9 protein-coding genes are annotated in these 13,550 nt (G+C 71.3%); 4 read left to right on the forward strand and 5 right to left on the reverse strand.

All coding sequences use genetic code 11. The annotated features are described in order from the left end of the window. Nucleotides 1–209: 209 nt before the first annotated feature. Together N5079_RS07340 and N5079_RS07345 are read left to right on the forward strand one after the other, a co-directional pair. Nucleotides 210–1,811 carry an MFS transporter gene (locus N5079_RS07340; RefSeq protein WP_261582813.1) on the forward strand — a complete coding sequence of 534 codons (1,602 nt, stop codon included), beginning with the start codon at nucleotides 210–212 and terminating at the stop codon, nucleotides 1,809–1,811. Between the two features lie 7 nt (nucleotides 1,812–1,818). Then, nucleotides 1,819–2,430, forward strand: coding sequence for a TetR/AcrR family transcriptional regulator (locus N5079_RS07345; protein WP_261582814.1), 612 nt, complete (start codon nucleotides 1,819–1,821; stop codon nucleotides 2,428–2,430). A 92-nt stretch (nucleotides 2,431–2,522) separates the two neighbouring features. Here N5079_RS07345 and N5079_RS07350 read toward each other — a convergent pair whose 3' ends face one another. Further along, complete coding sequence (locus N5079_RS07350; RefSeq protein ID WP_261582815.1) at nucleotides 2,523–4,274, reverse strand: NAD+ synthase; 1,752 nt, start codon at nucleotides 4,272–4,274, stop codon at nucleotides 2,523–2,525. Between the two features lie 369 nt (nucleotides 4,275–4,643). Here N5079_RS07350 and N5079_RS07355 point away from each other — a divergent pair, with 369 nt between their 5' ends. Further along, a complete protein-coding gene (locus N5079_RS07355) occupies nucleotides 4,644–5,012 on the forward strand; it encodes a hypothetical protein (RefSeq protein ID WP_261582816.1) in 369 nt (122 codons plus the stop codon). 207 nt (nucleotides 5,013–5,219) lie between these two features. Here the strand turns inward: N5079_RS07355 and N5079_RS07360 are convergent, their stop codons facing one another. From N5079_RS07360 to N5079_RS07370, 3 genes are all read right to left on the reverse strand, one after another. Then, the gene (locus tag N5079_RS07360) at nucleotides 5,220–6,791 is read right to left on the reverse strand and encodes a BTAD domain-containing putative transcriptional regulator (RefSeq protein WP_261582817.1); all 1,572 of its coding nucleotides are present in this window, start codon (nucleotides 6,789–6,791) and stop codon (nucleotides 5,220–5,222) included. 120 nt (nucleotides 6,792–6,911) lie between these two features. Then, nucleotides 6,912–8,969, reverse strand: coding sequence for a sensor histidine kinase (locus N5079_RS07365; protein WP_261582818.1), 2,058 nt, complete (start codon nucleotides 8,967–8,969; stop codon nucleotides 6,912–6,914). 49 nt (nucleotides 8,970–9,018) lie between these two features. Beyond that, nucleotides 9,019–10,278: an MFS transporter gene (locus N5079_RS07370; protein ID WP_315967793.1), complete on the reverse strand. Its 1,260-nt coding sequence runs from the start codon at nucleotides 10,276–10,278 to the stop codon at nucleotides 9,019–9,021. A 75-nt stretch (nucleotides 10,279–10,353) separates the two neighbouring features. Between N5079_RS07370 and N5079_RS07375 the strand changes: the two genes are divergently transcribed. Further along, entirely contained in the window at nucleotides 10,354–11,316 is a 963-nt protein-coding gene (locus N5079_RS07375) for an ArsR/SmtB family transcription factor (protein ID WP_261582819.1), read from the forward strand. Here the strand turns inward: N5079_RS07375 and N5079_RS07380 are convergent. Then, nucleotides 11,271–13,436 carry a sensor histidine kinase gene (locus N5079_RS07380; RefSeq protein WP_261582820.1) on the reverse strand — a complete coding sequence of 722 codons (2,166 nt, stop codon included), beginning with the start codon at nucleotides 13,434–13,436 and terminating at the stop codon, nucleotides 11,271–11,273. The genes N5079_RS07375 and N5079_RS07380 overlap by 46 nt on opposite strands. Nucleotides 13,437–13,550 lie beyond the last annotated feature (114 nt).

Consider the following 13,550-nt stretch of genomic DNA (forward strand, 5'->3'; position numbering starts at 1 on the left):
GCTCCCGTCCCTGCTTGCCGGCCGATCCCGTCACCGCTGACGGCCGCCTGTCTCCGCTTGCCGGCCGATCCCGTCGACGCCTGACAGCGGTCGCGGCCGGCTCGGGGGAGCCGTGCGCCCACATTATGAAACGATACTGTTGCGTATCGAATCTGCTTGCGCTACGCTCGCGTTGCGAAACTTAAGCGTATCGAATTACTGGGGGGTCCGTGGAAACGCATACCGGTCACCCACGCCGCTGGCAGGTCCTCGGTGTGATGGTGTTCAGCCTGCTGGCCGTCGTTCTCGACAACACGATTCTCAACGTCGCGATCAAGACGATCGCCGACCCGGTTCACGGTCTGGGCGCGACCCAGAGCGAGCTGGAGTGGGCGATGAACTCCTACACGCTCGTCTTCGCGGCGCTGCTGTTCACCTTCGGGGTGCTCGGCGACCGTTACGGGCGCAAGAAGATGCTGCTCGTCGGCATGGTGCTGTTCGGCCTGGCGTCCGTGGCCAGCGCCTACTCGCAGGACCCGATGCAACTCATCATCGCCAGGGCGCTGATGGGCTTCGGCGGAGCGGCCATCATGCCCGCCACCTTGGCGATCATCTCCAATGTCTTCCCGGTCCACGAGCGCGGCAAGGCGATCGGCATCTGGGCGGGCGGCGTCGGCATCGCCGTCGCGATCGGCCCGATCACCGGCGGCATCCTCCTTGAGCACTTCTGGTGGGGCTCGGTCTTCCTGGTCAACGTCCCGATCGTGCTGATCAGCCTCGTCCTGATCGGCATGCTCGTCCCCGACTCCAAGGACCCGAACAAGACCAAGCTCGACCCCGTGGGCGTTCTGCTGTCGATCGTGGGCCTGATCAGCCTCGTCTACGGCATCGTGAAGATCAGCGACCTGGGCACGCTCGCCGACGCCTCGGTCATCGTGCCGTCGCTGGTGGGCATCGCGATCCTCGCGGCGTTCGTCTGGTACGAGCGGCGGATCGACCACCCCGCCTTCGACGTGCGCAACTTCCGCAACGCGGGCTTCTCCACCGCCATCGCCAGCGTGGGCCTGGTCTTCTTCGCCGCGCTGGGCGTCATGTTCTTCATGGCCTTCTACTGGCAGATCGTCCGGGGCTACTCGCCGCTGCAGTCCGGCGCGCTCGTGCTGCCGTTCGCGGCCGCGCAGCTCATCTTCGCGCCGCAGAGCGCGCGGATGGTGCAGAAGTACGGTTCCAAGCTCGTGGGCACGGTGGCGATGGTCGTCATCGCGGGGGCGCTCGCGGCCTACACCCTGGTGACCGCCACCACGCCGATCTGGATCCTGCTCACGCTCGCGTTCATCCAGGGAGTCGCGATGGCCAACATCATGCCGCCCGCGACGACCGTCATCATGAACTCCCTCCCCAGGGAGAAGGCGGGCGTCGGCTCGTCGATGAGCAACGTCGTCCGCCAGGTCGCCGGCACGCTCGGCATCGCCATCCTGGGCGCGGCCCTGTCGGCGAGCTACCGCAACGGCATGGAGGGCAAGGTCACCGCCCTGCCGGAGCAACTCCGTCACGTCGTGACCGAGTCGATCTCCGGGGCGGCGGGTGTCGCAGGGCGGCTGGGCCCGCGTGGCGCGAGCCTGATGGAGACCGCGAACGACGCCTTCGTGAGCGGCATTCACTGGGCGGCCCTCGGGTCGGCTCTCGTCGCCCTCGCCGGAGCGCTCATCGTGGCGCTGTGGATGCCGGGCAAGACGGGGGCGCACGCCAAGGCCGGGGCGCACGGCCGTACCGGCGCGACCGTTCCTGGAGCGGAAGCGGCAGAGCCGGAGAAGGAATCAGCGGTAGTGTGAGCTTGCGATGACTACGCAGCAGACCGAAGGGGTGGCCCGCCCGGCGGGCCGCCCCCGCAGCGAGAAGGCCGAGAAGGCCATCATCGACGCCGCCCTCGACCTTCTCGGCGAGGGCATCGGCGTGCCCGAGTTGTCCATCGAGGCGATCGCGGCCAGGGCGGGCGTCGGCAAGACGACGATCTACCGCCGCTGGTCCAACAAGGAGGACCTGGTCGTCGACGCCCTGGCGTCGCTGAAGCCGCCGATCCCGCCGCTCCACGGCGCGTCCGTGCGGGACGACCTGGTCACCTACCTTCGCGTCGTGGGCGAAGAGTCCCGCCACATGCGCACTCGCTGCATCATGAACATCGCGATGAGCGCGTGGGAGCGCCACCCGCGTCTTGCGGAGAGGTTCCAGGCGATCGCGATCGAGCCGCGCAAGGCGGCCCTGCGTGCCGTCCTCCAGCGCGGCACCGAGAACGGCGAGCTGCGTTCCGATCTCGACATCGAGATGGCCATGGCCATCCTGAGCGGCGCCATGCTGTGGCGGACCAAGTGGTCGGGCGAGAACGCCCAGCTCCCCGGCGACCTCCCGGAGCAGATCGTGGACGAGGCCCTCCGGGGTTTCCGCCCCCGCTGAGCTGCCGGCCGCTGAGCTCCCCGGCCGGAGGGCTCAGCGCAGGCCAGGGAGGCCAAGTCAGGGAAGCCGGGCCGGGGGAGTCAGGCCGGGAATCAGGACAGGGTCTCCCGCCAGCGGTTGGTGATCGGGAGGCGGCGGTCGCGGCCGAAGTTCTTCGGCGTGATCTTCGGGCCCGGCGGATACTGGCGGCGCTTGTACTCGGCGAGGTCCACCAGGCGGATCACCCGCGTGACCAGCTCGGGGTCGTGGCCCGCGGCGATCAGTTCGTCGCGGCCCATGTCCTTCTCCACGTAGTCGCCGAGCAGCCGGTCGAGCACGTCGTACGGCGGGAGCGAGTCGGTGTCGCGCTGATCCGGCCGCAGCTCGGCGCTGGGCTCCTTGGTGATCGAGTTCTCCGGGATGGGCGGCGTGCCCGGCTGGGCGTTGCGCCACTGCGACAGCTTCCAGACCTCGCTCTTCAGCACGTCCTTGATCGGGGCGAAGCCGCCGGCCGAGTCGCCGTAGAGCGTCGAGTATCCGGTCGCCAGCTCGCTCTTGTTGCCGGTGGTCAGCACAAGGTGGCCGTGCTCGTTCGACAGGCTCATCAGCAGCATGCCGCGCACCCGGGCCTGCAGGTTCTCCGCCGCGAGGCCGTGCAGCTCGATCTCCTTCTCGAATGCGGTCACGATGTCCGCGATCGGCGCCACCTGGGCGTTGAGCCCCTGGCGGCGGACCAGCTCCTCGGCGTCGGTGATCGAGTGGTCGGAGGAGTAGCGCGACGGCATCAGCACGACGTGGACCCGTTCCGGCCCGATGGCGTCTGCCGCGATGGTCGCGGTCAGCGCCGAGTCGATGCCGCCCGACAGGCCGAGGATGACCGACTGGAAGCCGTTCTTCCTGACGTAGTCACGCACTCCGAGGACCAGGGCGTTGTAGACCTCGGCCAGGTCGTCGAGCCGTTCGGCGATCACCGGCGGTTCCGGCTCGTACGGCTCGACCGGAGTGGCGGACAGCAGCAGGCGTTCGACCGTGATCACCGTGCCGTCGTGGGCGTCGATCCGGAACTCGCCGAGCTCGCCGGTCGCTTCGGGAAGTTCCAGGTCGGTGACCAGCAGCTCCTCCTGGAACTGCGACGCGCGGGCGACCAGCTCTCCCGACGCGTCCACGACGAGCGAGTCGCCGTCGAAGACGAGCTCGTCCTGCCCGCCGACCATGTTCACGTAGGCCAGGGCGCAGCCCGCCTCCCTGGCGCGGCGCGCGCACAGCTCCAGCCGCACATCGTCCTTGTTCGTCTCGTACGGCGAGCCGTTCGGGACGACGAGCAGCCCGGCGCCCGCCTCGGCCACGGCGGAGACCGGGCCGCCCTCCTGCCAGAGGTCCTCGCAGATCGCGATGGCCACGTCGACGCCGTGCAGCCGGAAGACGGGCAGCCGGTCCCCGCGCACGAAGTAGCGGTATTCGTCGAAGACGCCGTAGTTGGGCAGGTGGTGCTTGGCCGACTTGATGACGACCTCGCCCTGGTAGAGCAGGGCGGCGGCGTCGAGCGGCGCGCCCTTGGGCTGGCCCACCCGCGGCGCGAGGTCGGCCCGGTCGAGGTAGCCGACCACGACGGGCAGGTCTCCAAGCCCGTCCTCGGCGAGTCGTGCGGCCACGGACGACAGCGTCGCGATCGACGCCTCGACGAACGAGGAGCGCAGCACCAGGTCCTCGGCCGGGTAGCCGGTCAGGAACAACTCGGTGAAGACGACGAGATGTGCGTCACGCTCGGCGGCCCGGCGGGTCCACTCGACAAGCGTGTCCGCGTTGGCGGCGATGTCGCCGACGACGGGATTGGTCTGGGCGAGGGCGATACGGAGTTGAGCCACGCCCCCCACCTTAGAAGGTCCGATTTGTTGTCGTCAAAGCGACGATAAGGGGGCCGTCCTTCGCGAGCCGGATGCCGTCATCCCGCCCCCCACGGTGACGCGAGCCACGAAATGAGGTCCCGAGGCATCCTCTCGGCGGGTCCGAACGCAAGGGGGCCGGCGTCCGATCCGCCTTGCCGGCGAGCGATTCCGGCTCCGTCCCCTGACCGGGTGGTGAGCCACCCAGGGCATTCCCCAACGTGACAAACATCGCATCATGGGATGAATGGCAATAAACGGGATTTAAGTGCAGTTGTGCTCCCACGTAACACCAAGCACGTCGGCGTCCGGAGCCACTGGACCAGCGTGTGTAACAAGGAGAAGAGTGCAATGCGCAAGATCACACGGCGTCTCGCCACCACCGCAGCGACCCTCGCGGTCGGCGGAGGCATCATCTTCGCCACCAGCGGTGCGGCTTCCGCGTCCACCGCCCAGGTAGAGCGTCACGGCGTTACTGTCGTCACCCGTCACACGGGGTGGGACGACAACAACCGCTACAAGCACCACTGGAACAACCACCAGTGGAACAACCACGGCTGGTACAACCACGACCACCGCTGGAACAAGCACAACCACCGCTGGAACAAGCAGTACGGCTGGTACGGCTCCAGCTGGAACAACGACTGGAACGACGACTACGACTGGAGCGTCAGCGCCTACGGCTACGGGAACGGCTACACGGTCATCTACGGCCGCTGATCTCGAACCGGACCATCGGGAGCGGGATCCGATGATCGTCCGTCGAGACTGACCACCTGTAAGGCCACGGAAGCCGAGCGGGTGAATGGATGAGGCCCACTGTCGGCACATGCCGACAGTGGGCCTCCTCAATTCATCGTCGCCACGAGGGCGTGGAGCAGAGAAGCGTCATTCGCGCGATGGCGGATCACAAGACCTTCAGGCGTGTCACGGCTCCGGGGAGCCGGGGCTGACCAGACCTCTCTCGTACGCCAGGACCACGAGTTGCGCGCGGTCGACCAGCCCGAGCCGCTTGAGTAGCGCGGTCACCTCGTCGGCCACCTCGCGCTCGGGGACGGCCAGCGTCACGGCGATCTGCCGGTTGGTGAAGCCGCGGGCGACGAGCTTGACAAGGTCCACGTCGGAGTCCGACAGGCCGCTCGGCGCGGCGGGGTCACGCCGCCCGGCGAAGGCGGCGATGAGGTGCGTGGTGACGGCGGGGTCGAGCAGGGCGTCGCCCGCGACCGCCGCCCTGACCGCCGCGATGAGCTGCTCGGGGGCCGAGGTCTTCAGCACGAAGCCGCTGACGCCCGCCCGGAGGGCCGAGTAGAGGTTCTCGTCGGTCCCGAACGTCGTCATCATGATCACCTTGGGCGGTGCCTCGGACGTGAGGATCCGGCGGGCCGCGGCGAGGCCGTCGAGGCGGGGCATCTGGATGTCCATCAGCACCACGTCCGGCCGGGTGGCCTGGACGAGGGCGATCGCCTGCTCGCCGTTCTCGGCCTCGCCCACGAACTCGAGCCCGGGCTCACTGTCGAGGATCACTTTCAGACCCGTCCGGACCAGCGCCTGGTCGTCGGCGATCGCGACGCGCAGCGTCCCGGCGGCCGCCCCCGTGGCGGACGCGGCGGCCTGCCGTACGGCCTGCGACGCGTCGGCGGGCGTGTCCAGATGGGCGGCCTGGTTGAGGATGTCCTGCTCCAGGCGCTGGAGCGTGGGGCCGAGATCGAGGCCCAGCTCGTCGCGCAGCGCCTCCCTGGCCCGGCGCAGCGCGCCCAGCGCGTCTCCCTGCCGCCCCGCGCGGTAGAAGGCCAGGGCGAGCAGCCGCCAGGCCTCCTCCCTCAGCGGGTGCGCGGACGCGTGGCTTTCCAGGTCGGGGATCATCGCGCCGGTACGGCCGAGCCGCAGGGCCGCGTCACCGCGGCGTTCGATGGCGAGGAGGCGCAGCTCGTCGAGCCGCAGCGCCTCGGACTGGGCCCACGGCAGCTCCTGGAACTCGGCCAGCGCGGGACCCCGCCACAGCCCGAGCGCCGTCTCCATGAGCTCCAGGCTCCGCGCGGGGTCGTCGCCGTGGTCGTTCTTGACCACGTTCTCGAACCGCCAGGCGTCGACGTCCTCGATGTCGGCGCGCAGCGCGTAGCCGGGGGGCGCCGAGATCAGGATGCCGGCCTCCTCGCGCGGCGCCCGGCCGGGTTCCAGGGCCCGCCTGAGCCGCGAGACGTAGCCCTGGATCGTCGAGAGCGCCTGCGCGGGCGGCTCTCCCGGCCACAGCTCGTCTATCAGTACGCCGACGGGCACGGCTCGACCGCCGGCCACCAGGAGCCGGGCCAGCACGGCCTGCTGCCGCTGCCCGCCGAGGTCGAGCGTCTCACCATCGGCAACCGCCTCGAAAGGCCCGAGAGCACGAAATATCACCATCGCATCGGTAAGCGTAGAGGCACCGGCGGGTTCGGTGGTGGTGGCCTCCTCTCGGTCGCGTCCGTCCACGGCCCGATCAGGGCCGATACTGTTTGTGATCATGTTCTGTGTGTGTCCGGCGGCGCGCCATCGTCATGCATGATCACGCGGAACAGAGCGCCAGGCAGGGCGGTATGTGCGGGAACATGCGCATGATCACGCCGGAGGGTTGGGGGGTGGGGGTCAGGCGGGGAGGGGGAAGCGGGCCTCGACGACCGTGCCGCCTGTGTCCGGGGAGGTGACCACGCAGCTCCCGCCCAGCTCGGCGGCCCGCTCGCGCATGGATGACATGCCGACCCCCGCCCGCATGCGCGCGGGGATGCCGATCCCGTCGTCCGTGACGCGGACGCGCAGCTCGCCGCCCGATCCGTCCGGTACGGCGGGGCCGCCCCTTTCCAGCACCACGTCGACCCGGGTGGCGCGGGCATGCCGTCTGACGTTGTTGAGCGCCTCCTGGACGATGCGGTAGACGGCGACCTCGACGGCGGCCGGAAGCCCCTCCAGATCGCCCTCGACCCGCACCCGCGTGGTCGCCTCGCCCTCCGGCGCCGACACAGCCGGGGAGGCTGAGGGCGCCGGCGGGGCCGGGGGCACGGTCTCCTCCGCGAGGGCCTGTACGGCTCCCGCCAGCCCGAGGTCGTCCAGCGCCGGGGGCCGCAGGCCGTACACGAGCTCGCGGATGTCGCCCGCGACGGCGTCCATGCCGACGCGCAGGTCCTGCAGGAGGCCGTCGGCGGCGGCGGGGGAGCGGGTCAGGCTCATCCTGGCCATGTTGATCGTCATGGCCATGGCCCCGAGGGTCTGGCCGAGCCCGTCGTGCAGATCGCGGCGGAGGCGGCGGCGCTCCTCCTCCCGCGCGGCGAGGATGCGCTCCCTAGACCGCTGGAGGTCGGCGGCCATCCGCACGGCGTGGGCCACGTCGGCCACGTAAGGGAGCAGCGTGGCGATGACCCGCTCGTCGTGGGCCGCCGCGAACCGCCTGGCCCCCGGCTTGCCGATCAGCAGCCGCCCGACCGGCTCCCCGTGCCAGATCAGCGAGATCTCCCGGGGCGTCGTGCCGACCGTGCCGCTCTCGACGTATCGGGGCCGCCCGTCGGTGATCTCGACCGCGACGCCGTCGACCGCCAGGCCGTCCCGGACGACCGTGACGACCGAGGCCAGCGCGTCGGCCGGGTCGGCCCGGCGCACCTCCTGGGTGAGCCGCTCCGCGAGCAGGGCGGGGTCGCCCACGCTGCCGTACAGCGTCCGGTCCACCACGCGCTGGAGGGCGCGCCGGAGCGGCTGGAAGAACGCCCCGGCGAATAGGGCCGCGGCCAGCCCGGCGACCTGGTGATATCCGGAGACGACGAGGCTCGACACCGCGCCCACGCCGAAATAGACCCCGCTGATCACGGCGAGCAGCCCGGCGGCCACGAAGGCCCTGCTGATCACCGTGTCGATGCCGTAGAGCCGGTAGCGCAGCGCCGAGAAGAGGATGGCGAAGGGGATGACCGCCGTCCACACCGACGCGATCATCCACATCGACTCGCCGAGCACGTAGAACACGACGTAGCCGGTGAAGGCGCTGAGCGGCCACGCGATCTGCCGCCGGGTGGCGGGGTCGGCGTGGCGCAGGCGCAGGACGAGCGAGGCGAGCGCCGCGACCACACAAGCCATGATCACGTACTGCATGGCGTTCCAGGCCGGCAGGTAGTACGGCGCGAGCGCCCTGATCTCCAGCGGGTTGTGGATCACCGTCGGCCACGGGTACGTCGCGGGGTCGGGGTCGGGACGGACCAGGGAGAGCCCGGCCTCGGCGACCGTCGTGACGGCCCCCACCACGACCACCGGCCGCCAGCGGGGCGAGGGGAGCCGCCCAGTGGGCGAGTAGAGCGGCAGCAGGATCGCCAGCAGCAAGCCCGCGACCGCCCAGCACAGGATGTTGAGCCAGCGCGCGGAGGCCGCCGTGACCATGTCGCCGTGGGACGCCGAGGAGAACGACACCGCGGTGAACAGGACGTTCCCCGACGCGAGCAACCCGCCGGCGCACATGAGCCACGCCATGCTGAGCCGGGGCCGCTGGGAGACCAGGAACGCGCCCACGGCGGGGAAGGTGATCGCCGCGCCGAGGTCGGGGGTCAGAGGGTTGCCGGGCTGCCACTCGGCCGGGGTCCGGAGCTGGATCAGCACTCCGACCGGCGTCAGGACCAGTGCGATCGCCGCCATCACCCAGGCGGCCGTCCGCCCCTGTGTGTCTTTCATTCTGGAAAGGGATTATGTCGGGAGTGTGCTGATATCACCACCTTGCGCGTCAGCGTGCCGCGCGGCGGCGGATGGCCGGGCCCAGCGCGAGCTGCCCGGCGGCGGCGAGCAGACCGAGCCCGCCCACCAGGAGCCACAGGACCGCGGGCCCCACGGCCAGCAGGCGCGTCCCGGCCAGCGGCGCCAGCAGGCCCCCGGCCGACCAGGACAGGCCGTACAGGCCGGAGTAGCGCCCGCGCAGGTGGGCGGGGGCGAGTGAGGCGACGATCGACCCGGCGAGGCCCGCGGTGAGGACCTCGCCCAGCGTCCAGACCGCGACGGTCATCGCGTAGCCGGCCGTGGACGTCGCGATGGCGGTGAGCGCGAGCCCGGCTCCGACGACGGCGATCCCGGCCGCCAGCGCCCTGCTCGGGTCGCGCCGGGCCAGCCACCCGTTGGTCACCGGCTGGACGACGACGATCAGCAGTCCGTTGACCGCCATCGCGACGCCGTACGCGCCGGGGGGCAGGCCCTGGCCGGTCATGGCGAGCGGCAGCGTGCTGTACGCCTGGAGATAGACGAACGTGAAGGCCAGGTTGATCAGCACGAAGGCGACCATGAGCCGGTCGCTGAGCACGTCGGTGAAGCGTCCCGGCCGATCCTCCTCCCGGACGGGCCGTGTCTCAGGAATGGCCCGCCACACCAGCAGGCCGAAGATCAGGCAGGTGACGGCGTCCACCCAGAAGAGCACGGTGAAACCCGACTGGGCCAGCCAGCCGCCGGTGACCATAGCGATCGAGAACCCGAGGTTGACCGCCCAGAACAGCAGGCCGTACGCCCGGGGCCGCTCTTCGGCGGAGACCAGGTCGGCGACGAGCGCCTGGGACGCCGGCCGGTAGGCGTCCACGACGACGCCGAGCACGAGCATGGCCGCGACGATGCCGGGGACGCTGGTGGTGTACCCCAGCGCGAGCATCGTGGCGGCCGTCGCGACCATGCCGCCGGTCAGCGTCGCCCGCCGGCCGAAATGATCGGCCGCCCACCCCGCGACCGGCTGCGACAGCAGCGACCCCACGCCGAACGTGGTCATCACCAGCCCGGCCGCGGTCAGCGACATGCCCCGTGCCTGCGTCAGGTAGATGCCGATGAACGGCTCCACCATCGTGCCGAGGCGGTTCACGAGCGTGCCGGCGAACAGCACCCAGAACGCCCGGGGCAGCCCGCCGAGCCGGGAGCGGAGAAAGCCCGGCGTGCCGGTCGCGGCCCGGTGGGCCTCGGTCTCGTCGGTCTCTGGCTTGCCGGGTTTCGGCCTGTCGATCGCGGTGCTCACGCGCTCCACCCTTGGACATCCGCCCGGAGCCGTGCCAATCTTTTAGCCCTCGCTAAATCGTCGGAGGGGGTCCGCGTGCCGGTGGAGTGGCGGTTCGCCGCGGACGACGTGGCGCGGCTGCGGTTCGCGTTCTCCCCCATGTGGGAGCTGGTGACCAGCCTCCGCGTGCTCCGCGCCCCGGCGCGCCACTCGCTGCACCTGCCGTGGCTGCGTGCCGTACGGCCCCGCCTGCGCGATCTCGACCTGGCGGAGCTGTTCGCGCTGCTGCCGCTCACCGGCTACATTCCCGACTTCCTGACACCACCGCCGGACACGCCGCTGCCGGATTTCGCGGCGGAGCTGGAACGCGTCCGGCTCACGCCCCCGGACATGGCGTCCGAGGAGGTGGCCTCGGTGCGGACCGCCGACCCGGAGGCCGTCGCGCGGTTCCGGGACGACCCCGCCAAGGGCGTCCAGCGGGTGGCCGACCGGCTCCAGGACTACTGGACGGTCGCGTTCGAGGAGTTCTGGCCGACGATTCACGGCCTGCTCGACGCCGATGTGATGTGGCGGTCGCGCAGGCTCGCCGCGGGGGGAGTGCGCGAGCTGTTCGCCGACCTCCATGCCTCGGTCGCCTGGCACGGCGACCGGCTCGTCACGGTCAAGGAATGCGACTTCTCCGGCGACATCGGGGGCGACGGCCTGGTCCTCGTGCCCAGCGCCTTCGGCTGGCCGGACGTCTCGATCATGTACGAGCCGTACCGGCCGATGCTCAGCTACCCGGCGCGCGGCATCGGCACCCTGTGGTCGGGTGGCGCCCCCTGCACGCCGAATGCCCTGTCCGCCCTCATCGGCCGCACCCGCGCCCAGATCCTCGTCGCGCTGGAGGACCCCGTCTCCACCACCGCGCTCGCCCGGCGGCTCGACCTCACGCCGGGCGCGGTCAGCCAGCACTTCACCGTCCTGTCCGACGGCGGCCTGGTGACCCGGCAGCGGCTCGGCCGGGAGGTCCTCTACCGTCGCACGTCCGTCGGCGACACGCTCGCCTGCGGCGCGTAGCCGGCCGGCAGGCGCGCGGTCACGGTCGTTCCTTCACCGGGCGCCGAGGTCACCGCGCACGTGCCGCCCAACTCGGCGGCGCGTTCGGCCATGGAGAACAGCCCGACTCCGGCCCTCCGGTCGCGTGGCAGGCCCACGCCGTCGTCGGCGACGACGACCAGCAGTTCGTCGTCCAGGCGCAGGGTGACGCGGACGTGCCGGGCGCGGGCGTGCTTGCGGACGTTGGTCAGCGCCTCCTGGACGATGCGGTAGGCCGCGACCTCCACGGCGGCGGGCAGCCCGTCCAGCTCACGGTGTCCTTCCACGGCGCCGTCTCCCGCCGTCGTGCCCGGCCCCTCTGGTAGCACTGCGGGACCGTGCGCCTCGACCACGATTCCGCCGCCCGATCGGTGAACCGTCCCGTCCTCACCCAGGTCGAGATCGGGGCGCACCTCCTCCGCGAGGGCTCGTATCGCCGCCACGAGACCGAGGTCGTCGAGGGCCGGCGGGCGCAGGCCGTACACGAGCTGCCGGACGTCGGCGGAGACCGCGTCCATGCCGCCGCGCAGGTCCTGGAGCAGGCGGTCGGCCGTCCCGGGGGAGCGTTCCAGGTTGAGCCGCGCCAGGTTGAGCGTCATCGCCATGGCCGAGAGCGTCTGGCCCAGCCCGTCGTGCAGGTCACGGCGCAGGCGGCGGCGCTCCTCCTCCCGCGCCGTGAGGATGCGCTGGCGGGAGCGCCGCAGGTCGTTGGTCAGGCGCATGGTGTGCGCGGCGTCCGCGACGTACGGCGTGAGCACCCCGATGACCCGCTCGTCATGGGCCGCCGGGAAGCGCCGCCTGCCCGGCGGGCCGATGAGCATGCGGCCGACGGGCTCCCCGTGCCAGACGAGCGCGATCTCGCGGGTGACGTGGCCCACCTCGCCCGCGGTCGTGGTGGTGCCCTCGGCCTCCACCGCGATGCCGGTCACGGACAGCCCCTCGCGGAGCGCCTCCAGGGCGGCGAGCAGGCCGTGGGCCGGGTCCGTCTGCTGGAGCCGCCGTCTCAGGCCCGCGGCCAGCGCCATGGGGTCGCCGCGGGAGCCGTACAGGGCACGGTCGACGACGCGCTGCAGGCCGCGCCGGATGGGGTGGAAGAACGCCCCGGCGAACAGCGCCGCGGCCAGCCCGGCGAACCGGTCCACGCCCGACAGGATGAGGCTGGAGCCGGCGGTCACGAGGAGATAGACCGCCGCGATGGCGCTGACCAGGCCGACGCCCACGATGGTCCGGCTGATCAGCGTGTCGATGCCGTAGAGCCGGTAGCGCAGCACGGCGACCGCGATCGCGGCGGGGACGAGCGGGATGGTCAGAGACGCCACCCACCAGAGCGGAGGGCCGATCACCCACGGGGTCACCAGGCCCGCGATCGCCACCAGCGGCCACAGGATCTGCCGGCGCTCCACGGGGCCCGCTTTGCGGAACCGCACGACGAGCGAGAAGAACGCCAGCGCCATCGCCGCGGTCACGACCGTGTTCAGGACGCCACGGGTGCTCTGGAAGTAGGGCGCGAAGGCGGTGATCTCCCACGGGTTGTGCCCCGTGCGGACGCTCGACGGGCCGATCAGCACGCAGACCCAGTCGAGCGCGAGGGCGCTCGCGGCGAACGCCCCCGGGACGCACCAGCGCTTCGACAGGATCCGGCCCGTCGGGTAGAGCAGGGGGAGGAGGATGCCGAGGGCGTAGGTCGTGAGGTTCCACACGCCGTCCGCGAACACCCAAAGGGGGTGCACCGCCGGGTGACCGCCGTTCTGGACGAGCAGCCCCGCGAGGTTCACCGCGAGAATGTTGGCCGCCGAGCCGAGCCCGCCGAGGCAGAGCAGCCATCCGAGCAGCAGCCGCGGCCGGGAGATCACCAGCAGCGCCCCGAAGGCGGGGAAGGCCGTGCCCGCCATGTCCTCCGGGGCGAACGGCAGCGGCGTGTAGTCGGCGGGCGGCAGCTGGGCCGTGACCCAGATGTCGCCGAACTCCAGGCAGACCGCCACGACGGCGATCGTCACGGCGACGGCCGGCCCGAACGCCCGAACGCGGTCGAACGGCTGATCTGCCACGACGAGGGGCTCCTTCGGTTCGGCCGCCGTCGTGTTCGCTGTGGCCACCGGCATGGCCGGGACGCTATCCCGGGCCGTTCGACACCGGATCAACGACGGATCAACAGCATTGACGCGCCGCCGGAGGGAAAGGTTCGAGCCCGGCTCACAGGTCTCGGAAGGCGCACC

It is taken from the genome of Planotetraspora sp. A-T 1434 (assembly GCF_025420585.1).
GTDB lineage: Bacteria > Actinomycetota > Actinomycetes > Streptosporangiales > Streptosporangiaceae > JAOEGB01.